The sequence below is a fragment of the Streptomyces gilvus genome, assembly GCF_022513565.1.
Taxonomy (GTDB): domain Bacteria; phylum Actinomycetota; class Actinomycetes; order Streptomycetales; family Streptomycetaceae; genus Streptomyces; species Streptomyces gilvus.
On the sequence record NZ_JAKWBE010000001.1, the window covers coordinates 802870 to 825831 of the forward strand.

Consider the following 22962-nt stretch of genomic DNA (forward strand, 5'->3'; position numbering starts at 1 on the left):
AGGGACCGTAACAGCACTCTCAGTCCAGCGGTGCCGTCCGCTGCCACGGATGCAGCTTCTCCAGCTGCCGCGCCACCTCCAGCAGGGTCGCCTCCGAGCCGGGGCGGCCGACGAGCTGGACGGCGGTGGGGGCGCCGGAGGGGAGGGCGCCGAAGGGGACGGACATCGCCGGCCAGCCGGTGAGGTTCCACGGGGGCGTCAGGGGCGAGTAGGTGGTGTTGGCGAGGATGTTGGCCAGCCAGCCCCGCTCGTGCCAGGCCACCGCCTTGGGGGAGCGGCGGGCCAGCGCGGGGGTCAGCAGGACGTCGTACTCCTCGAAGAACGGCTCCATGCGGCGGCGCAGACGATCCCGGCTGTCACCGCCCCGGACGGAGCTCAGGAAGCGGCGGCCGACGGCCGCGTGCACCCGGGTGCGCCGGGTCAGCAGACGCCGGTCGAGGCCCTGGGCGTCCACCGCCGTGCCCGCCGTCCAGTGCGCGAGGGAGGTCGTGCTCAGCGAGGCGGGGTAGGGCGGGTCGGCGCGGCGCACCTGGTGGCCGGCCTTGATCAGGATCCCGGCGGCGTCCCGGGCGGCGGTGGCGTACGGCCGGCTGACCGTGACGCCGACCAGGGGACTGCGCAGCGACACGGCGACCCTGCGCATGCCCGGCTCGGACGGCCGCAGCGCGTCCGGGTCCGCCAGGACCGACAGCATCAGACGCGCGTCCTCGACCGTCGTGGCGAGCGGGCCGTTCTCCGACATGCCGAACCAGTCGCCGTCGCCGATGCCCGCGGGCACCACGCCGTAGCCCGGTTTGATGGTGACCAGGCCGCAGTTGGCGGCCGGGATGCGCAGGGAGCCCATGCCGTCGTTGCCGAGGGCGATCGGCGTGAAGCCGGCGGCCACCGCCGCGCCGCTGCCGCCGGAGGAGCCGCCCGCCGTGCGGGCCAGGTCCCAGGGGTTGCGGGCGGTGCCGTGCACGCCCTCGGTGGTGCCGAAGACGCACAGCTCGGGCACGTTCGTCAGCCCCACGACCACCGCGCCCGCCGCCCGCAGCCGGGCCACCGTGACATGGTCCTCTGCGGCCGGGGTGTCCGGCGTCGCGGCCGAGCCGACGCGGTTCGACTCGCCGCGCACGGCGAGGTTGTCCTTGACCGCCACCGGCACACCGGCCAGCGGCAGTTCGGCCAGATCGCCGCGCGCGCCCACCTCGTCGGCCTCGGCGAGCGCCTCCTCGGCCCGTACGACCCGGAAGGCGCCGACGCGTCCGTCGAGCCGCCCGATGCGTTCGAGGTGTTCGGCCACCACCTCGCGCGGCGTGGCCCGCTTCTCGCGTACGGCGGCGGCGATCTCGGCGGCGGTCCGACCGACCCAGCTGGTCACGGGGGCTCCTCGGGAGTGCGGTGCGTTGGCTACTCGTGAGTATGGAGTGCACTCTGCCCCGCCGCGCGCCCGGCGTCGAGAGCACCGGCGCTTGGACATTCGGACCGGTGTTGTTGGACTTTTCACGGGCCGCCGGTCACTGACCCGCAGGTCATCGGATCAATGGCGCAACTGCCCTCCCCGCCGGTGTCATTGACAGTCTCTTGAGCCCGCCCAATGATCAGACGTCCGATGAATGGGAGCCGCTCATGAGTCCCTATCTGTCAGCAAGGGGGCGCTGGTGATCGACGTACCCGGGGCCGCCCGTAAGGCGGGACAGCACGTGTGGGTGTTCAAGGTGGAGTGGCATGGGTGAGGTCAGGAAGAGAATCCTGCGGCTGCTCGGCGTCACGGCGGCCCTGACGTTGCTCGTGGCGCCGGGCCGGGCGGTCGCGCGGGACGCACAGCCGACAGCACCGGTCACCGTGCCGGCGCTGGCCAACTGGACGGCAGCGCAGGGAAGTTACGTGTACGGCAAGGGTGTCCGGCTGGTCGCCGACAGCCCGGCCGAGCGGCGGGTCGCCGACACCCTCGCCGACGATCTGCGCGCGGCGGGCCACGGCAGCGTCCCCGTCGTCCCGGGCGGCGCCCGCACCGGGGACATCGTCGTCGACGTACAGCCCTCCCGCGGCGCGCTGGGCGCCGAGGGCTACGAACTCACCGTCGGCAAGCGGCTGTCGGTGACCGGCGCCACCGAGACCGGCGCCTTCTACGGCAGCCGCACCATCCTCCAACTCCTCGCGCAGGGCGACCGGATACCGGCGGGACGGACCGTCGACGTGCCGCGCTACAAGGAGCGGGGCGTGGGCGTGTGCGCCTGCTACGTCCACGTCACGCTGCCCTGGCTGGAGAACCTGGTGCGCGAGATGGCGTACAACAAGCTCAACCAGCTGCTCCTGGAACTGAAGGTCAAGAGCGACGCGCATCCCGAGGCGAACACCTGGGGCTACTACACCAAGGACGAGATGCGCCGGCTCGTCGCCCTCGGCGACAGGTACCACGTGGAGATCATCCCGGAGATCAACTCGCCGGGCCACATGGACCCGTGGATCGAGAACCGCCCGGACCTGCAACTCACCGACTCCGACGGCAACAAGCAGCCCGCCCGCCTCGACGTCACCCAGCAGGCCGCCTTCGACTACTACACCGGCCTGATGGACGAGTACGCGCAGGTCTTCACCGCGAAGTCCTGGCACATGGGCGCCGACGAGTACATGCTCGGCTCCGACTACGCCAAGTACCCGCAGATGCTGAAGTACGCGCGGGAGAAGTACGGGCCGAACGCCACCCCGCAGGACGCGTACGTGGACTTCGTCAACCGCGTCCAGGCCTACGCGGCGAGCAGGGGCAAGCGGCTGCGCATCTGGAACGACGGGCTGACCGGCGCCAACACCGTGCCGGTGGCGGCCGGGACGACCGTCGAGCACTGGCTGAACGTCGCCGTGAAGCCCAGCGCGCTCATCGCCCAGGGCTACCAGGTCGAGAACGCCGCCTACTCGCTGTACCTGGTCCGCGGCGGGTTCCACAGCGACACCGGGTCCCTGTACGACCAGGGATGGGACCCCCGCAGCTTCGAGGGCGAGAAGGTGGCGACCGGCAAGGGCATCACCGGAGCGAAGATCAGCCTGTGGCCGGACAACGGCAGCGGCGAGACGGAGAACGAGGTCGCCGTCGAACTCTGGCCCGCGCTGCGGCACATCGCGCAGGCCACCTGGGGCGACCCGCACCCGGACGCCACATACGCCGAGTTCACCGCACGAGGGACAGCGGTCGGGCACGCCCCCGCCTGGCGGGACCTCACGCGGCTTCCGGTGGCGGACGGCACGTACACCTTCCGTGCCGCCGGACAGACCTTCACGGCCGAACTCGCCCGCACCGCCGACGGATACGCGAGCCTGCGGTCCCCCGACGGCTGCCTGGAGATCAGCGGTGGCAGGCTCACGCTCAACGCGCCCCTGCAGCCCGGCGTCGAGGCGACCTGGAAGAGCTGTGACGCCTCGAGCACCGTGCAGCGCTGGCAGGTGAACCGTGTCGCCGGCGGCTACGAGCTCGTCAACGCGATCACGCAGATGGCACTGACCGTGAGCGACGACGGCCGGATCGTCCAGTACCCGCCGGACCAGCGTCCACCCGCCGTCTGGCACCTCACCGCCCATTGAAACCGAGGAGTCCGATCCCCCCATGGCTCTCTCCAGACGCCTCTTCGTCACCTCCGCCGTCGCGTCGGTCTCCGCGCTCGCCGCACCGGGTCCTCCCGCGTTCGCGGCGAGTGCGCCCGGTGACCGCTCCCGCATCCCCGTCAGCCCCGACGACACCCCCGAGGAGCTGGTCCGCAAGGCCTCCCAAGTCCGGCCCACCGCACGGCAGATCGCCTGGCAGGCCCTGGAACAGACCGCCTTCCTGCACTTCGGCGTGAACACCTTCACCGGCCTTGAATGGGGCACCGGCGACGAGGACCCGAACGTCTTCCAGCCCACCGGACTGGACACCGACCAGTGGGCCCGCGCCCTGCGTGACGGCGGGTTCAGGCTGGCGATCCTCACGGTCAAGCACCACGACGGCTTCGTCCTCTACCCCTCCCGCTACACCGACCACTCGGTGGCGTCGAGCAGTTGGGAGGGCGGCCACGGCGACGTGCTGCGCTCCTTCGCCGACTCCATGCGCCGCCACGGCCTCAAGGTCGGCGTCTACATCTCACCCGCCGACGAGAACCAGTACCTGCACGGCGTCTACGCCAACGGCAGCGCCCGCACCGCCCGAACCATCCCCACCCTCACCGAGGGCGACGACCGCACCCCGGACCGCTACCACACCCTCCGAGCGACCGACTACGGCGCCCACATGCTCAACACGCTCTACGAGGTGCTCACCGAGTACGGTCCGGTCGACGAGGTGTGGTTCGACGGCGCCCAGGGCCACATCCCGCCCGACAAGGTGGAGAACTACGACTGGGACAGCTGGTACGCCCTGGTCCGCGCCCTCGCCCCGGACGCCGCGATCGCCGTGACCGGGCCCGACCTGCGCTGGGTCGGCAACGAGGACGGGCTGGCGCGCGAGAACGAGTGGAGCGTCATCCCGGTCAAGGAGAACCAGTACGGGCGCACCGACTGGGCGCTGTCGTACGACACCGCCGACGAGGGCAGCCGCGACGCGCTCGTGACCGCCCAGCCGAAGACGGACTACCTGCAGTGGTGGCCCGCCGAGTGCGATGTGTCCATCCGGGACGGCTGGTTCTACCACCCCGACCAACTCCCCAAGTCCGTGGACGACTTGACGAGGATCTGGTTCGGCTCGGTGGGCCGCAACTCGGTCCTGCTGCTCAACGTCCCGCCGGACACGGCCGGCCGGCTGCACGACACGGACGTCGTCCGGCTGCGGGAGTTCCGCGCCCGCCTCGACCGCGAGCTCCCGCGCGACCTGGCCCGGGGCGCCCGCACGACCCGTACCGCGGCCGCGGTCACGGTCGATCTCGCCGCCGAGCACGAGGTGGACCGCGTCCGTCTCGCCGAGGACGTCCGGCACGGCCAGCAGGTCGAGGGCTTCGTCGTCGAGGCCTGGCACGACGGCGCCTGGGTGCGGGCGGCCGCGGCCGGAACGATCGGCGCGAGCCGCATCCTGCTCCTGCCCAAGCCCGTCACGGCCCGGCGGTGGCGGGTACGGGTGACGGGTGCGCGGGGTGCCGTAAGGATCGCGCGGTTCGGGTTGTACCGGTCCGAGGTCTGACGGGGTACTCGGTCAGGGCGGTCACCAGGGCGTCGGCGACCTGGTGGCCGCCCGCGTCACTCCTCGCGGTCGCGGCGGTGGCGGCGGACCCGCCAGACGACCAGGGCCACGACCACCAACACGGCCACGACCAGCGCCGTGGTCCTGCCGATCAGGCCCTCGGCCCGCTGATAGGCGGCGCCCGCCGCGTAGCCGAGGACGGCGTTCCCGACACCCCAGACCAGGCCGCCGAGCGCGTTGTAGAGGAAGAAGCGGCGGTACGGCATGCCGGAGGCGCCCGCCATCGCCGGGACCAGGGAGCGGAAGAGGGCGACGAACCGGCCGATGAAGACGGCCGCCGGGCCGCGCCGGCGGATCAGGTCGCGCGTCCTGTCCGCGCCGTGGGCGTGCCGGCGCAGCGGGCGGCTGTGCAGGACCGGGGGGCCGAGGCGGCGGCCGAGCTCGTATCCGACGCCGTCCCCGGCGATCGCGGCCAGGACCACGGCGACGGCCAGCCAGACCAGGTCGACCACGCCCTGCCGGGCCAGCAGCCCGCCGACGATCACCGCGGTCTCGCCGGGCAGGACGAACCCGAAGAAGAACGCGTCCTCGGCGAAGACGAGGCCCACGACCACGATGTAGACCACGGGCCCGGGCAGATGCGCGAGCCAGTGGGTGACAACGCCCATCCGCCGCCTCCCTTCCCAGCGGCCGTCGAGTACCCCGTTACGGCGCGGAGGTCTCCTCGACCGGGTCCGGGCGGCGCAGCAGGAGGTTCATCGCGGTCATGGTGAGCACCGTCTCGCCGTGCTGGTTGAGCACCTCGATGCCGGTGTGGACGAGGCCACGGTCCGGCTTGGAGCGGGAGAGGCGGGCCGATCGGACGGTCGTACGCAGGGACAGACGGTCACCCGGGCGGACCGGCCGCACCCAGCGCAGCTCGTCGACGCCGGGTGAGGCGAGGCTCGCGACCCGGCTGACGTAGTGCTCGGCGTACAGGCGCATCATCACGCCGCAGGTGTGCCAGCCGCTGGCGATCAGCCCGCCGAAGGGGCCCTGTTCGGCGGCGCCCGGGTCGGTGTGGATGCTCTGCGGGTCGAACTCGCCGGCGAAGCGGAGGATGTCCTCCTCGGTCATGGTGATGCTGCCGTACTCGTGGACCGCGCCCGGCACGTAGTCCTCGTACCAGCGGTCCTCGACGGGCGCGGCGAAGTCCGTGTCGCTCAGCGTGGTGGTCGCGTCTCCCATGCGCCGCACGATAGCCGTCGTGACTCGTGCACAGGTCGGCGCCATCGCGCACCCGTCACACCGGCGTTCCGGCGATCCGGTCGGCGATCTCCCGGGCCCGCTGCGGGTGCTCCTCGAACCAGGTGTCGAGATGCTGCCGGACAGCCTCCGCGACGCAGGCCCGCACCTCCGTGTTGCCGAGCAGTCCGCTGATGGCGCCGAGGTACTCGACGCGGTCCAGCCTCAGCGACACGACCGCCGTCAGGCCCCGGCCGATCCGGTCGGCGATCACATCGGTGCCCGCGTCCACCGGCAGTCCCCGCTTGCGCGCGTACGCGGTGACGGCGGCCGTCACCCCGTCGCGGAACCCGTCCACATGCGTGCCGCCCTCCTGGGTGAACCGGCCGTTGGCGAAGCCCCGGACGTCCTCCGCGTCCCTCCCGGCGACCCCGCCGAGGCCGCTCACGCCCCCTTAGTGAACGCCTCCCGGGCCGCTGTTTTCACGGTCCTCGGCGCGGTTGCCGGGACACTAACTCTTCGCCTTCCGCTTCCACTCCTCGACCAGGAGTCCGAGCAGGACCTCGTCCAGGAACTCGCCCATCACCCAGGCCGCGGAGCGCAGGACGCCCTCGCGGACGAAGCCGTTGCGTTCGGCGGCGCGCAGCATCGCGTGGTTGTCGGCCAGTGTCTCGATCTGGAGGCGTCGCAGGCCGCGGACGACGAAGCCGTAGTGGCACAGGACCGCGACAACGTCGGTGCCGTAGCCCTTGCCGCGCGAGGACGGCACGAGGCCCAGCCCGATGTGGGCGAGGCGGTTGTGGTTGTCGATGCCCCAGAGCGTCGCGGTGCCGACCAGCGTGCCGCCCTCCAACTCGACCACGGAGAACGGGACATGCTCCTCCTTCATGTCGTCCGGCACGAGCCGCGGATCCTTGGAGCCGGGCGAGGCCGGCCGCCACGGCCCGCCTGCCGCCCGCGAGGAGTTGACCACGTCGTCGTAGAGCTCGGCCCGCAGCACCGTCATGTCGTCCTCGTGGCGGGCCCTGAGTCCCACCTTCTCGCCCTTCAGCATGCAGGCTTCCTATCCGACGCGGCGGACTGCGGCAATCCCCTGTGCGAGCACCTACCGTCGCGCCGCCCCCGTGCTGTCCCGGACGATGACCTGGGGCACCGGTACCCGTACCGTCCGGGCCGGGCCCCCGTCCAGCAGTGCCGTCAGTTCCCGTGCCGCCGTGCGGCCGAACTCCACGCTGTCGCGGGACAGCGCCGACAGCCACGGCTTGACCATCCGGCACAGGGCCGAGTCCTCCCAGGACAGCACCGACACCTCGGCCGGTACGGAGAAGCCCAGTTCGGCGGCCGTGGCCACGCCGGCCACGGCCATCACGTCGTTGTCGTAGATCAGGGCCGTCGGGGGAGCGGGGCGTCCCAGGACCCGGCGGGTGACGGCCGCGCCCTCCGCGTCGGAGTAGTCGGTGGTCACCGACTCCACCTCGGACAGACCCCGGCGCTCCGCCTCGGCGCGCAGCGTGCGGATACGGCGCTCGGTGTGCGCCAGACCGGGCAGACCCGCGATGTGCACGATCCGGCGGTGTCCGAGCGCGTACAACTCGTCCACCACCGAGGCCATCGCGCCCGCGTCGTCCGCCCAGACCGTCGACAGACCGGGGTGGCGTTCGTCGGGGGCGCCGCCGATCACCACGGCGGGCAGGCCGAGTTCGTCCAACAGGCCGGGGCGCGGGTCGGCGGTGCGCGGGTCGACGACGAGGACGCCGTCCACGCGGTGCTCGGCCCACCAGCGCCGGTAGACCGCGCACTCGTCGTCGACGTCCTCGACCACCTGGAACAGCAGGCCCAGATGCCGCTCCGCCAGCACCTCCTGTATGCCCGAGACGAGTTGGAGGAAGAAGGAGTCGACACCGAGGGTGTCCGCGGGGCGGGCCAGTACGAAGCCGACCGTCGCCGCGCCCTCCCCGGACAGCTGGCGGGCCGCCGTGCTGGGCCGCCAGCCCAGCTCCTCGGCGACCTGGCGCACCCGGTCACGGGTCCCCTCGGACACGCCCGGCCGGCCGTTGAGCGCGAAGGAGACGGCGCTCTGGGAGACCCCGGCGTGGCGCGCGATGTCCTTCATCGTCGGCCGACGCGCGGGCGACCGCTTGCCTGACACGGTGAATCCCCAATCAGCGTTCAACATTCAGCGTGCGGATTCAGGGAGGGTAGGCACTAATGCGGTTCAGCCGCAAGAACCTAATGCGCATTAGCAACTAATGCGATTAGCTCCTCCGGTTCCATTGACGGGCCGGTGAAACGGCATGCAGGGTCTGCGTCGTTGGCCAACCCCGCAGCACCGACCCCGTTGCCCAAGGAGGCCGTTCAGCCGTGTCCGTTTCCCGCAAAACCCTTGCCACAGCCGCCTTCCTCGCCCTCGTCCTGCCGCTCAGCGCGTGCGGCTCGGGAGGCGACAACGGCGGATCGGGCGACGCCTCCGGCAAGGTCGAGGGCGACATCACCTTCCAGACCTGGAATCTGCGCGCCAACTTCAGGTCGTACTTCGACGGCGTGATCGCCGACTTCGAGAAGCAGTACCCCGGCACGCACGTGAAGTGGATCGACCAGCCCGCCGAGGGCTACGCCGACAAGATCAGCGCCGACGCGGCGGGCGGCACCCTGCCCGACGTCGTCAACGTCTCCCCGGACCTCGTCGCCCCGCTCGCCAAGGCCGGCCTCGCGCTCGACCTCGACAAGGCGGCGGCCAAGTACAAGAAGGAGTACCTGGCGGGCGCCTGGGCCAGCCACCAGATCCCCGGCACGACCGGCACCTACGCCTTCCCCTGGTACCTCAACACCGGCCCGCTCTTCTACAACAAGTCGCTGTTCAAGAAGGCCGGACTCGACCCCGACAGCCCGCCGAAGACGTACGACGACCTCTTCGCCGACGCCCTGACCATGGCGCACAAGAGCGACGGCAAGGTCGCCACCCTCGCCAACGTCCCCACCATCGAGGACTTCGGCCGCTACGGCGTGGAGCTGATGAACAAGCAGGGCACCGCCTTCACCTTCAACGACACCAAGGGCGTCCAACTGCTCAGCAAGTACAAGGAGTTGTACGACGCCAAGGCGCTGGACCCGCAGGCGCTGACCGCCACCCCGGAGTCGTCGGGCAAGAAGTTCCTCACCGAGGCCGTCGCCATGAACCCGGGCAGCGCCCTCGACCTCGGCAACTTCAAGAAGCAGGCGCCGAACCTGTACAAGAACATCGGCATCACCGACCAGATCACCAGCACCGGCCACGTCAACATGTACGTCATGGGCGTGATGGTCAACTCCAGGACCAAGCGCACCCCGGCCGCCGTCGCCTTCGCGCACTACGTCACCGACGCCGAGCACCAGATGTCCTTCGCCAGGAAGGTCGCCATCTTCCCCAGCACCGCCGGCTCCCTGGAGGACCCCTACTTCACCAAGGAGGACGGCACCGACGAGACCCGGGTGCGGATCGCCGCCGCCAAGTCCCTGAAGAACGCGGTCAATTACACGCCCGTGCTGTTCAGCGACCAGATGAAGACGGCACTGCGCAACGAGGTGGCCAAGGCGCTGCAGGGCAAGGAGAGCCCCAAGGCGGCTCTCGACAACGCTGTCAAGGCCTGCGACACACTGCTCCAGCAGCAGGGTTAGCCCGCGATGACCACCTCCACCGTGACCCGGGTACGGCGCCAACTGCCGAGCAGCCCCTGGCTGTTCGCCGCGCCCGGGCTGCTGATCACCGGCGTGTTCATCCTGTACCCGTTCGTCTCCACGGTCGTCAACGCCTTCACCGACCGTCGCACCCTCGTCCCCGGGAAGTTCGTCGGGCTCGCCAACTTCCGTGAACTGCTGCACGACGACATGTTCTGGATCGGCCTGCGCAACAGCGCGCTGTACGTCGTCTGCGTCGTCCCCGCCCTCGTCGTCCTGCCGTTGCTGCTCGCACTGCTGGTGCGGAAGAACATCCCCGGCATCACCTTCTTCCGGTCCGCGTTCTACACGCCGGTCGTCGCCTCGATCGTCGTGGTCGGCCTGATCTGGGTGTGGCTGCTGGACGAACGCGGCCTGGTCAACTCCCTGTTGGAGACCGTCGGCGTCGGCCGGGTCGGCTTCCTCAGCGACCAGTGGCTGCTGCTGTTCAGCGCCATGGCGGTGACCGTCTGGAAGGGCCTCGGCTACTACATGATCATCTATCTCGCGGCGCTGGCGAACGTCCCGCGCGAACTCCACGAGGCCGCCTCCGTCGACGGCGCGGGCGCCATCCGCCGCTTCCTCACGGTCACCGTGCCCGCCGTCCGCTCCACCATGGTCCTGGTCGCCGCGCTCTCCTCGGTCGCCGCCTTCAAGGTGTTCTCCGAGGTGTACCTGATGGCGGGCCCCAGCGGCGGCCCGGCCGGCGAGGACACCACCCTGGTCATGCTGGTCCAGCGCACCGGCACCGGCCTCACCGGCCGCGTCGGCTACGCCTCCGCGATCTCGCTGGTCGTCTTCGTCGTCACCGTCGCGCTGATGCTGCTGGTGCTGCGCGCCGACCGGAGGGACGAGTCATGAGCGTCCTGCAGAAGGCACGGCCCGTCTCCCGGACCGAGGCCCCCCGCGAGCCCCGCGTCACCGACGAACACGGCCGCCGCATCCGGGTGGGGGAACTCGTCGTGCGGTACGTGCTGTTGCTCGCCGTCCTCGCGCTGACCGTCGGCCCGTTCCTGTGGCAGCTGTCCACCTCGCTCAAGGGTCCCACGGAGGACATCTTCAGCTCACCGCCGACGTTCCTGCCCGGCCACCCCACCCTGCACAACTACGAGCGGGTCGCCGACACCATCCCGGTGTGGGACTACGCGCTGAACTCGCTCAAGGTCGCCGCCGCCAACGTCGTCACCAACTGCGTCGGTTCGGCCCTCGCCGGCTACGCCCTGGCCCGGCTGCGCTACCGGGGCCGACGCGTCGCCACTCTCGTCTTCATCCTGGCGATGCTCGTGCCGGTGGAGGGCATCATCATCGCCCAGTTCACCACCATGCGGGAGCTGGGCCTGAACAACACCCTCATCGGCGTGGTCCTGCCCGGCTGCGTCGGCGCCATGAACGTGCTGCTGATGCGCAACGCCTTCCGCAACCTGCCGTACGAGATCGAGGAGGCCGCCTATGTCGACGGCGCCAACGTCTGGCAGCGGTTCCTGCGCGTCGCGCTTCCCTCGGTACGCGGCACCGTCGCCGTCGTGGCGATCTTCGCCTTCATGGGCGCCTGGGACGACTTCCTGTGGCCGCTGATCGTGCTCAGCGACCCGTCCAAGTTCACCCTGACCATCGGCCTCAACTACCTGCACGGCACCTTCGCCAACGACGAACGCCTCGTCGCCGCGGGCACGGTCATCGCCGTCGCCCCGCTGATCGCCCTCTTCGCCTGTCTGCAGCGGTACTTCTTCCGCGGGGTGGGCGAGGGGGCCGTCAAGGGCTGATCGCCGTCTACGAGTTCCAAGGACACCGCATGCCTCCTGCCGTGCGCTTCGGCGTCAACTACACCCCCAGCGAAGGGTGGTTCCACCACTGGCTCGACTTCGACCTCGACTCCGTACGCGCCGACCTCGACTCGATCGCGGCCCTCGGCCTGGACCACGTCCGGGTTTTCCCGCTGTGGCCGTACTTCCAGCCCAACCGCACCCTGATCCGCCCACGGGCCGTCGAACAGCTCGTGGCCCTGGTGGACGCCGCCGCCGAACGCGGCCTCGACGTCAACGTGGACGGGCTCCAGGGGCACCTGAGCAGCTTCGACTTCCTGCCCGCCTGGACCCGCACCTGGCACCGGCGCAACCTCTTCACCGACCCTGACGTCCTCGACGGCCAGGCCACCTATCTCCGCACCCTCGCCGCCGCCCTCGCCGACCGCCCCAACTTCCTCGGCATGACGCTCGGCAACGAGGTCAACCAGTTCTCGGCCGGCCCGCACCCCGACCCCGACCGGGCCTCCGCGGCGCAGATCGACGCATGGCTGGAACGCATGCTGACCGCCTGCGAGAAGGGCGCCCCCGGCAAGCTGCATCTGCACGCCGAGTACGACGCCACCTGGTACCAGGACGACATGCCGTTCACCCCCTCCCAGGCCGCCCGGCACGGCGCCCTCACGGCCGTGCACTCCTGGGTCTTCAACGGCACCGCTCAGCGCCACGGCCGTACCTCCGTGCCGACCGGTCACCACGCCGCCTACCTGATCGAACTGAGCAGGGCCTGGGCCGATGACCCCCGCCGCCCCGTCTGGCTCCAGGAGGTCGGCGCCCCCGCACCCCTGATCCCGCCCGAGCACGCCGCCGCCTTCACCGCGGCCACCGTCGAGGCCGCGCTGGACTGCCCCGACCTGTGGGGCATCACCTGGTGGTGCTCCCACGACGTCTCCCGCGACCTCGCCGACTTCCCCGAACTCGAATACGGGCTCGGGCTGTTGACGAACGACCGGCACCCGAAGGACACGGCACGCGTACTGGCCGACGCGGCGGCGCGCGACCACCGGGCTCCCGCCCCGCGCGCCACCGCGCTCGTCGTCCCCGCCGACCCGGGCGTACGGTCCCGCTGCGCACCTGGCGGCCCGGTCTTCGACGCCTTCTTCCGGCTGACCGCCGACGGCGCCCGGCCCACGACCGTCCTGGACACCCGCGCGGACGACGAGGACCACCTCGCCGTACGCGGCATCACCGAAGTCGTCACTCCCGAACAGGTACTCCCCACCCCACACGGAGGCACCAGCTCGTGAACCCCACCAGACGCACCGTCCTGCTCGCCGGCGCCGCGGCCGCCCTGCTGCCGCCCCTGCCCGCCGTCGCGGCGGCCCGCGGGGCCGACGCCACCGCCACCGCCACCCCGCCGTACGCCTCCTACTGGTACCCGGACTCGCTGCCCTCGGGCACGCCCGGCAGCGGCATCACCTGGCGCAGCCTGAAGTCCTGGACGGCCGCCGGTGACGCCGACCTCGCCTTCAACGCCGCGTCGGTGCCGCTCGCGCCTCGCTTCACCCCGACCCCGGCGAACACGACCGCCCGCTCCGGGCAGGCCCGCGTCCAGTCGCTGGTGTCCTTCGGACCGACCTCCGGCAACCCCTCCCAGGGCTCGGCCACCGCCGACTACTACGCCCTCACCCACTGGGCCTACCTCGACGAACTCGTCTTCTGGGGCGGCTCGTCCGGCGAAGGACTGATCCTCGCCCCGAACGCGCCCGTCGTCGACGCCGCCCACCGCCACGGCGTACCGGTCCTCGGCAACGTCTTCCTGCCGCCCACCGCGTACGGCGGCCAACTGCGGTGGACCCGGGACCTGGTGCAGAAGGACGCCTCCGGGCACTACCCGCTCGCCGCCCAGCTGGTCGCCGTGGCGGCGGCGTACGGCTTCGACGGGTGGTTCGTCAACGCCGAGACCGGCGGAGGCGACAGCGCGCTGGGCGCGGACATGCTGGGGTTCGTCAAGGAGCTGAAGGCGCTGGCGGCGGCCCGCGGACAGCGCGTGACCTGGTACGACGCGATGACCGTGAACGGGCCGGTGAGCTGGCAGGGGGCGCTGAACAGCCAGAACCAGGCCTTCTTCCAGGCCGCCGACGACATGTTCGTCGACTTCCGCTGGACGGCGGGCACCCTCGCCTCCTCCGGGACGAAGGCCGCCCAACTCGGCCGCAGCCGGTACGAGTTGTGGGCGGGCGTCGACGTCGAGTCCAACGGGTCGGACACCTCCGTCAACTGGGACGCGATCGTGCCGACCAGCAAGGCCCAGGTGACGTCGATCGGGTTCTACCGGCCCGAGTGGACCCGCAACCACCTGCCCGCCTCGCGGACGCCGGGCGACTTCCACGCGGCGGACGACCGGTTCTGGACCGGGCGGTCCCTGGATCCGTCCCGGCCCGACGCCGCTGACCCCTGGCGGGCTCCCGCGGTGTCGGTCGCGGACCGGTCGACGGTGAGCGCGCTGCCCTTCGCGAGCACCTTCAACACCGGGCACGGGCTGCGCTGGTACGAGGACGGTGCGGTCACCTCGGACGCCCCGTGGAACCATCTCGGCCTCCAGGACCGGCTTCCGTCCCGGCGGTGGGTGGTGCGGACGGAGGGGCAGCGGCCGGCCGTGTCCTTCGACTTCGCGGACGCCTGGCGAGGCGGCAGCAGTGTGCTGGTGACGGGTGAACCGGACGAGACGGTCGTCGTCGAGTTGTACGCGACACAGCTGCCGGTGGGTGTGAACACGGTTGTCGAGCTGACCTCGCGCACGGACGTCGGCAGTGTGAACGTCGAGCTCGCGGTGGCGACGGCCGAGCCGCGCACGCCCGGGGAGGCACCCTCGTACCACTACATGCCTGTGAACTCGGTCAACAGCTGGCAGACGGTGACGATCCCGCTCACCGGTCTGGCCTCCCGGACGGTGCACACACTCGCCGTGCGCCTCACACCGAGCGACGGCGGTCCGATGGCCTGGCGCCTCGGCGCCCTCGCCGTGCGCGACGCGCCCGTGACCCCCGCCGCCCCCTCCGACCTGCGCATCACGGCGGCCTCCGGCGGTGATCTGCGGTTCGCGTGGACCGCCGCCCCCGGTGACGTACGCCAGTACACCCTGCACCGCCTCCTCCCCGACGGCACCCGGCGCTTTCTCGGCGGCACCTGCCAGAAGGCGTACTTCGTCTCCGGCCTCCAGCCCGAACAGGGCGAGCCGGCCGCGCGGTTCGAGCTGCGTGCCGTGGGGGAGCTGTACACCTCGTCGGCCCCCGTCACCGTGACCCACCCCTGGTAACCGTCCGCCCCCAGCCTTGGAGCACCCCGTATGCATGACGACCGCAGCCTGGTCGAAGCCCGTCTCAAGCGCGTCCTCGAGGAGCGCATCCGGCCCGCCGTGTACCCGGAGTCCGTACCGCTGGAGGTGGCGGTGTGGCACGCGCCCGGTGAGCCGGTGCCGGTCGCGGAAGGGCTCGCGGCCGAGCCCGAGCCGATCACGGTGGGCGCTCGGTGGGGTGCTCCCTGGGGGACGAGCTGGTTCCGCGTCACCGGAACCGTGCCCGAGGCGTGGGCGGGCCGGACCGTCGAGGCCCTGCTCGACCTCGGCTTCGACGAGAACATGCCCGGCTTCCAGTGCGAGGGCCTGGTCTACCGGCCGGACGGCACCCCGGTGAAGGGCCTCAACCCGCGCAACCAGTGGGTGCGCATCGGGGCGCCCGTCGAGGGCGGCGAGGAGGTGCGCCTGCACGTCGAGGCCGCCTCCAACCCCGTCATCCTCGACTACCACCCCTTCCTGCCCACCGAGTTGGGCGACAAGGACACTGCCGGCAGCGAGCCGCAGTACACGCTTACCCGCATGGACCTGGCCGTCTTCGACGAGACGGTCTGGCAGCTGGTGATCGACCTGGAGGTGCTCGGCGAGCTGATGGCCGAGCTGCCCGTCGAGTCGGCCCGGCGCTGGGAGATCCTGCGGGCGGTGGAGCGGGCCCTCGACGCGGTCGACCTGCAGGACGTCAACGGCACGGCGGGCGAGGCCCGTTCACGCCTGACCGGGGTCCTGTCCGAGCCGGCCGCCGCTTCCGCGCACCGCGTCAGCGCCGTCGGCCACGCGCACATCGACTCGGCGTGGCTGTGGCCGCTGCGGGAGACGGTGCGCAAGGTGGCCCGTACGGCCTCCAACATGACGGCGTTGCTGGACGACGAACCCGAGTTCGTCTTCGCCATGTCGCAGGCCCAGCAGTGGGCCTGGGTGAAGGAGCACCGGCCCGAGGTGTGGGCACGGGTGAAGAAGGCGGTGGCCGACGGGCGGTTCGTGCCGGCGGGCGGGATGTGGGTGGAGTCGGACACCAACATGCCGGGCTCGGAGGCGATGGCCCGTCAGTTCGTGCACGGCAAGCGGTTCTTCCTCGACGAGTTCGGCATCGAGAACGAGGAGGCCTGGCTGCCCGACACCTTCGGCTTCGCCGCCGGACTGCCGCAGATCATCAGGGCGGCCGGGTCCAAGTGGCTGCTGACGCAGAAGATCTCCTGGTCCCAGACGAACAAGTTCCCGCACCACACGTTCCGTTGGGAGGGCATCGACGGCACCCGCGTCTTCACGCACTTCCCGCCGGTCGACACCTACAACTGCTCGATGAAGGGCGGCGAGATCGCCCACGCGGCCCGCAACTTCAAGGACAAGGGCGTCGCCCGGCACTCCCTCGCGCCCACCGGCTGGGGTGACGGAGGCGGCGGTACGACCCGGGAGATGGTCGCGAAGGCGGCCCGCCTCAGGGACCTGGAAGGTTCGGCGACCGTCGCCTGGGAGAGCCCGCGCGAGTTCTTCGAGAAGGCCGAGGCCGAGTACCCCGAACCGCCCGTCTGGGTCGGCGAGCTCTACCTCGAACTCCACCGCGCCACCCTCACCAGCCAGGCCAGGACCAAGCAGGGCAACCGCCGCAGCGAGCACCTTCTGCGCGAGGCGGAGCTGTGGGCGGCGACGGCGGCCGTACGGACCGGATTCCCCTACCCCTACGAGGAGTTGGACCGCATCTGGAAGACGGTGCTGCTGCACCAGTTCCACGACATCCTGCCGGGATCGTCGATCGCCTGGGTCCACCGCGAGGCACGGGCGACATACGAACGCCTGGCCGCCGAGCTGAACACCATCATCACGGCGGCCCAACGCGCCCTCGCGGGCGAGGGATCGACCCCCCTCCTCTTCAACTCCGCCCCGCACACCCGCCACGGTGTCCCGGCCGGGGGCGCCGGCACACCCACCACCGAGGGCGAGACGATCCGCACCCTCCGCCCCGACGGCGGGCACATCCTCGACAACGGCCTGCTGCGCGTCGAGATCGACGCCCGGGGCCTGGTCGTGTCGGCCCTCGACATCGAGGCCGACCGCGAGACCGTCGCCCCGGGCCGAGCCGCGAACCTGCTCCAACTGCACCCCGACTTCCCGAACATGTGGGACGCCTGGGACGTCGACGAGTTCTACCGCAACACCGTCACCGACCTCATCGACGCGGACGAGGTGGCCGCCGGCGGGGACGCCGGGTCCGTGCGGATCGTCCGTACCTTCGGCGCGTCACGCGTCACACAGGTGCTGTCGCTGCCGCCGGGGGAGCGGCGGTTGCTGCTGGAGACGGAGGTGGACTGGCACGAGACGGAGAAGTTCCTGAAGCTCGCCTTTTCGCTCGACGTGCACGCCGAACGGTACGCGTCCGAGACGCAGTTCGGGCACTTCCACCGCCCGACCCACACCAACACCTCCTGGGAGGCGGCCAAGTTCGAGGCCTGCAACCACCGCTTCGTCCACCTGGAGGAACCGGGCTGGGGGGTCGCGCTCGTCAACGACTCCACGTACGGCCACGACGTGACCCGTACCGTGCGCACGGACGGCGACCGCGGTACGACCACCACCGTCCGGGTCTCCCTGCTGCGCGCCCCGCGTTTCCCGGACCCCGAGACCGACCAGGGGTTGCACCGGTTCCGGCACGCGCTGGTGCCGGGCGCCGGGATCGGGGACGCCGTGCGTGAGGGCTGGCGGATCAACCTTCCCGAGCGGCGGGTCGACGGCGCCGGCGAGGTCGCGCCGCTGGTGACGGTCGACCAGGAGGCGGTCGTCATCACGGCGGTGAAGCTCGCCGACGACGGCAGCGGTGATGTGGTGGTCCGCTTCCACGAGGCGCACGGCGGCCGGGCGCGGGCCACCCTGACGGCGGGCTTCGCGGTCGCCGACGTCACGGTCACCGACCTGCTGGAACGCCCGCTGCCCCAGGCGCCCGCGCCACGGGTCGACGGCGAGCGTGTCGCCGTACGCCTGCGTCCCTTCGAGCTGATGACACTGCGGTTGCGGCGGGCCTGAGCACAGCGCCTGTCACGGCCACGTATGGGCGGTGATCCCGGCGAGGATGAGGTCGATCCCGGCGGCGAACTCGGCCCGGTCGTCGTGCTCGCGGAGCTGACCGGCGACGCCGCGGGTGAACGCGTACTGGTCGGGATCGAGTTCCTCCCACTCGGTCGCCACCGCGTCCAGGAACTCGGTGCGGTTCGTGCCCGGTTGGTGCGTCCGGGCGTCGGCCGCGTTCTGGCCCGCCATACCGAGGATGTAGTTCAGCAGCGATGAAACCTGTGAAGCGCAGCGGACCCCGGAGCCGCAGCCCCACGCCCGCCCGTCGTTCCGCTACTCCCCGAGCTGGGTTCGTAGCCACTGTTCCACTTCGCCCACGTGGGCGGCTGCTGCCGCGCGGGCCGCTTCCGGGTCGTGGGCGAGCAGGGCGCGGTGGATCGCCGCGTGTTCGCGGCGGGTGCGGGCGAAGGCGCCCTCTTCCTGGTAGCCGCGCCAGACGCGGGCGCGGAAGGTCCGCGACGACAGGCCCTCCAGGATCGCGGCCATGGTGTCGTTGCACGCGGCCATGGCGATCTCGCGGTGGAAGGCGAGGTCGTGGGCGAGGATCTCCTCGGGGTCGTCGGTGGCGTTCATCGCGGTGAGATGCTTCTCCACCTCGGCCAGCTGGTCCGGCGTGATCCGGGCCGCCGCCAGCGCCGTGGCCGTCGACTCCAGGATGCGGCGGACCTCCAGGAGCTCCACGAGACGCGGGCCCCGGGACAGGTCGGCCACGACACCGAACGTCTCCAGCAGGTCACCGGCCTCCAACTGCGTCACGTAGATGCCGGAGCCGTGCCGGGCCTCCAGTACCCCGAGCACCGTCAGCGCCCGGATCGCCTCCCGCATCGAGCTGCGGGAGATGCCCAGTTGGGACGCGAGGTCACGCTCGGTCGGCAGCCGCTGACCGGGCTCGAGACGTCCCTCGGCGATCATCGCCTTGATCCGCTCGATGGCGCGCTGCGTCACCGTGCCCTTCTGCGGGGCGGTCTCGTCCACGCCGTTCCTCCTGTCGCCGGTGCGCCGCAGTCTAACCCCGGGGGTGGTCCGACCAATACCGTCAGAAGAGGCGAAAAAATCGCGTCGGAGGGTGTTGTTTCCCGGAAGTGGTCTGATAAATATGCGGGCATCTGCTCGAACACGCTCAACGAGGAGCCGCCCACATGCCCGGCACGACAGCGCGCAAGCAGAACAGGTCACGGATCGTCGGCGCGATGGCTGCGGTCGTCGGCGCCTCTCTCCTACTCGCCGCCTGCGGCAGCACCAAGGACACCGGCTCCGGCAGCGCCGGAGGCGGCGGGACCGGCAAGGTCGGGGTGATCCTGCCCCTGCTGACCTCGCCGTTCTGGCAGTCGTACAACGACTACGTGCCGAAGATGGCCAAGTCCGAAGGCGTCGACGCGCTGAAGACGGTCAACTCCAACAGCGACCCCTCGCAGCAGATCACCGACATCAACAACCAGCTCAACCAGGGCGTGAAGGGCCTGGTCGTCGCCCCCCTGGACAGCGCCGCCATCGAGGCCGGCCTCGACCAGGCGGACCGCAAGGGCGTGCCGGTCGTCGCCGTCGACGTGGCGCCCGACAAGGGCAAGGTGGCCATGGTGGTGCGCGCCGACAACGTCGCCTACGGCACCAAGGCCTGCGACTACCTCGGCCAGCACGTCACCAGCGGCAAGGTCGTGCAGATCATGGGCGACCTGGCCTCGGTCAACGGCCGCGACCGCTCCCAGGCCTTCCGCACCTGCGTGAAGACGAAGTACCCCAAGCTCAAGGTCCTGGAGATCCCCGCCAAGTGGGAGTCGGACACGGCCGCCTCCCAGCTGGGCACCCTGCTCAACGCCAACCCCGACATCAAGGGCATCTACATGCAGGCCGGCGGCGTCTACCTCGCGCCCACCCTGCAGACCCTGAAGTCGAAGAACCTGCTGAAGACGGCCGGCCAGAAGGGCCACATCGTCATCGTCTCCAACGACGGCATCCCGCAGGAGTTCGACGCCATCCGCAAGGGCGAGATCGACGCGACCGTCTCCCAGCCCGCCGACGCCTACGCCAAGTACGGCATGTACTACATCAAGGCGGCGATGCAGGGGAAGACCTTCCAGCCGGGCCCGACGGACCACGACTCGACCATCGTCAAGCTGCCGAGCGGCATCCTCGAGGACCAACTGCCCGCGCCCCTGGTCACCAAGTCCAACGTCGACGACCCCAAGCTCTGGGGCAACACGGTCAAATGAGCGCTTCTGACAGCCCGGTCGTACCGCTTGTCGAGGCACGCGACATCGTCAAGCGGTACGGCCCCACCACCGCCCTCGCCGACGGCCGGCTCACCGTGCTGCCCGGCGAGTCCCACGCCCTCGTCGGCCGCAACGGCGCCGGCAAGTCGACCCTGGTCCGCGTCCTCACCGGGCTGGAGGCGCCTGACGAGGGCACGGTCCGTTTCGACGGCGAGCCCGCGCCCGCCCTCACCGACCGCGACGCCTGGCGCCGCAAGGTCGCCTGCGTCTACCAGCACCCCACCGTCGTCCCTGAGTTGACGGTCGCCGAGAACCTCTTCATCAACCGCCAGCCCCTCCAGCGCGGCTTCATCAGCTGGCGCAGGCTCCGCGGCGAGGCCGCCCGGCTCCTCGACACCTGGGACGTCCGCGTCGACCCCGACGCCCGCACCGCCGACCTCAAGGTCGAGGACCGTCAAATGGTGGAGATAGCCCGGGCGTTGAGCTTCGGCGCCCGCTTCATCATCCTCGACGAGCCGACCGCCCAGCTCGACAACCGTGAGATCGAGCGGCTCTTCGCCCGCATGCGCGGCCTGCAGGACTCGGGCGTCACCTTCCTGTTCATCTCCCACCATCTGCAGGAGGTGTACGAGGTCTGCCAGACCGTCACCGTGCTGCGCGACGCCCGCTGGATCACCACCGCCCCCGTCGCCGAACTGCCCAGGGCGGCCCTGGTCGAGGCGATGGCGGGGGAGTCCATCGAGGTGATCGCCGAACAGGGCCTGCGGGAAAGGGCCGTCGACGACACGGCCCCCGTCCTCCTGGAGACACGCGGGCTCACCTCGGAGGCGTACGAGAACGTCGACCTGACCGTCCGGCGCGGCGAGGTCGTGGGCCTCGCGGGCTCCAGCGCCAGCGGCAAGATCGAGCTGGCGGAGGCCGTCGCGGGCCTGCGCACCCCGACCGGCGGTACGGCCGAACTCGACGGCCGACCGCTGAAGTTCGGCTCGGTGCAGGCCGCCCTCGAGGCCGGCGTCGGCTGCGTGCCGCGCGACCGGCACGAACAGGGTCTGGTCGCCGGCATGAGCATCGGCGACAACTCCACCATGACCGTCCTGGACCGGCTCGGCCGCTTCGGCTTCATCGGCACCGACCGCAGACGCGGCTTCGCCACCGAGCTGATCGACCGTCTCGACATCCACGCCGAGGGTCCCGAGCAGCCGGTCTCCGCCCTGTCCGGCGGCAACGCGCAGAAGGTCGTCATGGCCCGCGCCCTCGCCTCCGACCCCAGGCTGCTGGTCCTCATCAACCCCACCGCGGGCGTCGACGTGAAGTCGAAGGAGTCACTGCTCGCCCGCGTGGACAGCGCCCGCGAGGACGGCACCGCCGTCCTGGTCGTCTCCGACGAACTCGACGACCTCAGGCGCTGCGACCGCGTCCTCGTCCTCTTCCACGGCCGTGTCGTCGCCGAGCACCCGGCGGGCTGGCGCGACCACGAGCTGATCGCCTCCATCGAAGGAGTTGACCATGGCTGACACCAAGGCTCCGCCGGTGAAGCCGGTGAGGGTGCCCGATGCTCGGTCGGCTCGCGCCGTGCTGTTGCGCCGCGCTCGCGAACTCGCCCTCGTTCCCGCGCTGTTGCTGCTCCTTCTGCTCGGCGCCCTGCTGAACGACTCGTTCTTCACCGAAGACACCCTGATCTCCATCCTGGCCTCCTCCGCCGCGCTCGCGATGGTGGTGCTCGCCGAGTCGCTGGTCCTCATCACGGGCAAGTTCGACCTGTCGCTCGAATCGGTGGTCGGCGTCGCGCCGGCGGTGGCGGCGCTCCTGGTCCTGCCGGCCGCCCAGGCCGGCTGGGGCACGGAACTGCCCGCCGGGCTGGCGCTGCTGGCCATCCCCCTGGTGGGCGCGGTCATCGGAGCCTTCAACGGCATCCTCGTGGTGAAGGTGAAGCTCAACGCGTTCATCGTCACGCTGGCGATGCTGATCATTCTGCGCGGGCTCCTGGTCGGCGCGACCAAGGGCAAGACGTTGTTCGGCATGCCGGACGCGTTCTTCTCGCTGGCCACCTCCACGTTCCTGCGCATCCCGCTGTCGGTCTGGGTCGCCGCCGCTGCGTTCGCCGTAGCCGGTCTGGTGCTCAAGTACCACCGTGTGGGCCGTTCGCTGTACGCCATCGGCGGCAACCTGGAGGCGGCCCGCGCCGCGGGCATCCGCGTCGACCGCGTCAGGCTCGGCGTCTATGTCGTCGCGGGTGTGCTCGCCTCGCTCGGTGGCCTGATGTACACCGGTTACGTGGGCGCGATCGGCGCCAACCAGGGCCAGAACATGATCTTCACGGTGTTCGCCGCGGCCGTCATCGGGGGCATCAGCCTCGACGGCGGCCGGGGCACCATGTTCGGGGCCCTCACCGGCGTGCTGCTGCTCGGCGTGGTCAAGACCATGCTCACCATGGCCCAGGTGCCGTCGTTCTGGATCGACGCCATCTACGGCGGGATCATCCTCGTCGCCCTCATGATCGCCCGCCTGACAACGGGCCGCGCCCAGGACTGACCCGCCCCAGCCCCCGACCGA

At 71.0% G+C, this 22962-nt stretch carries 18 protein-coding genes and 1 pseudogene; 11 read left to right on the top strand and 8 right to left on the bottom strand.

Features of this window, described 5'->3' with window-relative positions:
* Nucleotides 1-19: 19 nt before the first annotated feature.
* Complete coding sequence (locus tag MKW14_RS03650) at nucleotides 20-1363, bottom strand: amidase (protein ID WP_240858736.1); 1344 nt, start codon at nucleotides 1361-1363, stop codon at nucleotides 20-22.
* A 347-nt stretch (nucleotides 1364-1710) separates the two neighbouring features.
* On the opposite strand from MKW14_RS03650, the gene MKW14_RS03655 reads away from it, so the two are divergent.
* Complete coding sequence (locus tag MKW14_RS03655) at nucleotides 1711-3561, top strand: glycoside hydrolase family 20 protein (protein WP_240858737.1); 1851 nt, start codon at nucleotides 1711-1713, stop codon at nucleotides 3559-3561.
* Nucleotides 3562-3583: 22 nt separating this feature from the next.
* Nucleotides 3584-5125, top strand: coding sequence for an alpha-L-fucosidase (locus MKW14_RS03660; protein ID WP_240858739.1), 1542 nt, complete (start codon nucleotides 3584-3586; stop codon nucleotides 5123-5125).
* 56 nt (nucleotides 5126-5181) lie between these two features.
* Here the strand turns inward: MKW14_RS03660 and MKW14_RS03665 are convergent, their stop codons facing one another.
* From MKW14_RS03665 to MKW14_RS03685, 5 genes are all read right to left on the bottom strand, one after another.
* The gene (locus tag MKW14_RS03665) at nucleotides 5182-5793 is read right to left on the bottom strand and encodes a DedA family protein (protein WP_240858741.1); all 612 of its coding nucleotides are present in this window, start codon (nucleotides 5791-5793) and stop codon (nucleotides 5182-5184) included.
* A 37-nt stretch (nucleotides 5794-5830) separates the two neighbouring features.
* Entirely contained in the window at nucleotides 5831-6352 is a 522-nt protein-coding gene (locus MKW14_RS03670; protein ID WP_240858743.1) for a MaoC family dehydratase, read from the bottom strand.
* A 55-nt stretch (nucleotides 6353-6407) separates the two neighbouring features.
* Nucleotides 6408-6797: a TopoII/MutL transducer domain-containing protein gene (locus tag MKW14_RS03675; protein WP_240858745.1), complete on the bottom strand. Its 390-nt coding sequence runs from the start codon at nucleotides 6795-6797 to the stop codon at nucleotides 6408-6410.
* Nucleotides 6798-6860: 63 nt separating this feature from the next.
* Entirely contained in the window at nucleotides 6861-7403 is a 543-nt protein-coding gene (locus MKW14_RS03680) for a GNAT family N-acetyltransferase (RefSeq protein WP_240858746.1), read from the bottom strand.
* A gap of 51 nt (nucleotides 7404-7454) precedes the next feature.
* The gene (locus MKW14_RS03685) at nucleotides 7455-8462 is read right to left on the bottom strand and encodes a LacI family DNA-binding transcriptional regulator (RefSeq protein ID WP_240858936.1); all 1008 of its coding nucleotides are present in this window, start codon (nucleotides 8460-8462) and stop codon (nucleotides 7455-7457) included.
* A 248-nt stretch (nucleotides 8463-8710) separates the two neighbouring features.
* Between MKW14_RS03685 and MKW14_RS03690 the strand changes: the two genes are divergently transcribed.
* From MKW14_RS03690 to MKW14_RS03715, 6 genes are read left to right on the top strand one after another with little or no spacing between them, the layout of a single operon-like run.
* Nucleotides 8711-10003 (top strand): ABC transporter substrate-binding protein, encoded by a 1293-nt coding sequence (locus MKW14_RS03690; RefSeq protein ID WP_240858748.1) that lies wholly within the window; start codon nucleotides 8711-8713, stop codon nucleotides 10001-10003.
* A 6-nt stretch (nucleotides 10004-10009) separates the two neighbouring features.
* Nucleotides 10010-10903 (top strand): carbohydrate ABC transporter permease, encoded by an 894-nt coding sequence (locus MKW14_RS03695; RefSeq protein ID WP_240858750.1) that lies wholly within the window; start codon nucleotides 10010-10012, stop codon nucleotides 10901-10903.
* The gene (locus tag MKW14_RS03700) at nucleotides 10900-11805 is read left to right on the top strand and encodes a carbohydrate ABC transporter permease (RefSeq protein WP_240858751.1); all 906 of its coding nucleotides are present in this window, start codon (nucleotides 10900-10902) and stop codon (nucleotides 11803-11805) included. The genes MKW14_RS03695 and MKW14_RS03700 overlap by 4 nt, the downstream gene beginning before the upstream one ends.
* A gap of 29 nt (nucleotides 11806-11834) precedes the next feature.
* Nucleotides 11835-13091: a glycoside hydrolase 5 family protein gene (locus tag MKW14_RS03705; RefSeq protein WP_240858752.1), complete on the top strand. Its 1257-nt coding sequence runs from the start codon at nucleotides 11835-11837 to the stop codon at nucleotides 13089-13091.
* Nucleotides 13088-15103: an endo-beta-N-acetylglucosaminidase gene (locus MKW14_RS03710; protein WP_240858753.1), complete on the top strand. Its 2016-nt coding sequence runs from the start codon at nucleotides 13088-13090 to the stop codon at nucleotides 15101-15103. Before MKW14_RS03705 ends, MKW14_RS03710 begins: the two co-directional genes overlap by 4 nt.
* A 30-nt stretch (nucleotides 15104-15133) precedes the next feature.
* Nucleotides 15134-18154 carry an alpha-mannosidase gene (locus tag MKW14_RS03715; RefSeq protein WP_240858754.1) on the top strand — a complete coding sequence of 1007 codons (3021 nt, stop codon included), beginning with the start codon at nucleotides 15134-15136 and terminating at the stop codon, nucleotides 18152-18154.
* A 12-nt stretch (nucleotides 18155-18166) separates the two neighbouring features.
* Here MKW14_RS03715 and MKW14_RS03720 read toward each other — a convergent pair.
* Nucleotides 18167-18415 (bottom strand): annotated as a pseudogene (locus tag MKW14_RS03720) (TetR/AcrR family transcriptional regulator); the annotation flags it as partial.
* A gap of 57 nt (nucleotides 18416-18472) precedes the next feature.
* On the bottom strand, nucleotides 18473-19174 hold the full coding sequence (locus MKW14_RS03725) for a FadR/GntR family transcriptional regulator (RefSeq protein WP_240858756.1): 702 nt from the start codon (nucleotides 19172-19174) through the stop codon (nucleotides 18473-18475).
* Nucleotides 19175-19338: 164 nt separating this feature from the next.
* Between MKW14_RS03725 and MKW14_RS03730 the strand changes: the two genes are divergently transcribed.
* The 3 genes from MKW14_RS03730 to MKW14_RS03740 are packed head-to-tail and all read left to right on the top strand — an operon-like array spanning nucleotide 19339 to nucleotide 22941.
* Complete coding sequence (locus tag MKW14_RS03730) at nucleotides 19339-20409, top strand: sugar ABC transporter substrate-binding protein (RefSeq protein WP_240858758.1); 1071 nt, start codon at nucleotides 19339-19341, stop codon at nucleotides 20407-20409.
* Nucleotides 20406-21923 (top strand): sugar ABC transporter ATP-binding protein, encoded by a 1518-nt coding sequence (locus MKW14_RS03735; protein ID WP_240858760.1) that lies wholly within the window; start codon nucleotides 20406-20408, stop codon nucleotides 21921-21923. Before MKW14_RS03730 ends, MKW14_RS03735 begins: the two co-directional genes overlap by 4 nt.
* The gene (locus tag MKW14_RS03740) at nucleotides 21916-22941 is read left to right on the top strand and encodes an ABC transporter permease (RefSeq protein ID WP_240858762.1); all 1026 of its coding nucleotides are present in this window, start codon (nucleotides 21916-21918) and stop codon (nucleotides 22939-22941) included. The genes MKW14_RS03735 and MKW14_RS03740 overlap by 8 nt, the downstream gene beginning before the upstream one ends.
* The last annotated feature ends 21 nt before the right edge of the window (nucleotides 22942-22962 follow it).

Coding starts and splice junctions, on each gene's coding strand:
- MKW14_RS03655 (WP_240858737.1), top strand. CDS start 1,711: ATGGGTGAGGTCAGGAAGAGAATCCTGCGGCTGCTCGGCGTCACGGCG.
- MKW14_RS03660 (WP_240858739.1), top strand. CDS start 3,584: ATGGCTCTCTCCAGACGCCTCTTCGTCACCTCCGCCGTCGCGTCGGTC.
- MKW14_RS03665 (WP_240858741.1), bottom strand. CDS start 5,793: ATGGGCGTTGTCACCCACTGGCTCGCGCATCTGCCCGGGCCCGTGGTC.
- MKW14_RS03670 (WP_240858743.1), bottom strand. CDS start 6,352: ATGGGAGACGCGACCACCACGCTGAGCGACACGGACTTCGCCGCGCCC.
- MKW14_RS03680 (WP_240858746.1), bottom strand. CDS start 7,403: ATGCTGAAGGGCGAGAAGGTGGGACTCAGGGCCCGCCACGAGGACGAC.
- MKW14_RS03685 (WP_240858936.1), bottom strand. CDS start 8,462: ATGAAGGACATCGCGCGCCACGCCGGGGTCTCCCAGAGCGCCGTCTCC.
- MKW14_RS03695 (WP_240858750.1), top strand. CDS start 10,010: ATGACCACCTCCACCGTGACCCGGGTACGGCGCCAACTGCCGAGCAGC.
- MKW14_RS03700 (WP_240858751.1), top strand. CDS start 10,900: ATGAGCGTCCTGCAGAAGGCACGGCCCGTCTCCCGGACCGAGGCCCCC.
- MKW14_RS03705 (WP_240858752.1), top strand. CDS start 11,835: ATGCCTCCTGCCGTGCGCTTCGGCGTCAACTACACCCCCAGCGAAGGG.
- MKW14_RS03715 (WP_240858754.1), top strand. CDS start 15,134: ATGCATGACGACCGCAGCCTGGTCGAAGCCCGTCTCAAGCGCGTCCTC.
- MKW14_RS03730 (WP_240858758.1), top strand. CDS start 19,339: ATGCCCGGCACGACAGCGCGCAAGCAGAACAGGTCACGGATCGTCGGC.
- MKW14_RS03735 (WP_240858760.1), top strand. CDS start 20,406: ATGAGCGCTTCTGACAGCCCGGTCGTACCGCTTGTCGAGGCACGCGAC.
- MKW14_RS03740 (WP_240858762.1), top strand. CDS start 21,916: ATGGCTGACACCAAGGCTCCGCCGGTGAAGCCGGTGAGGGTGCCCGAT.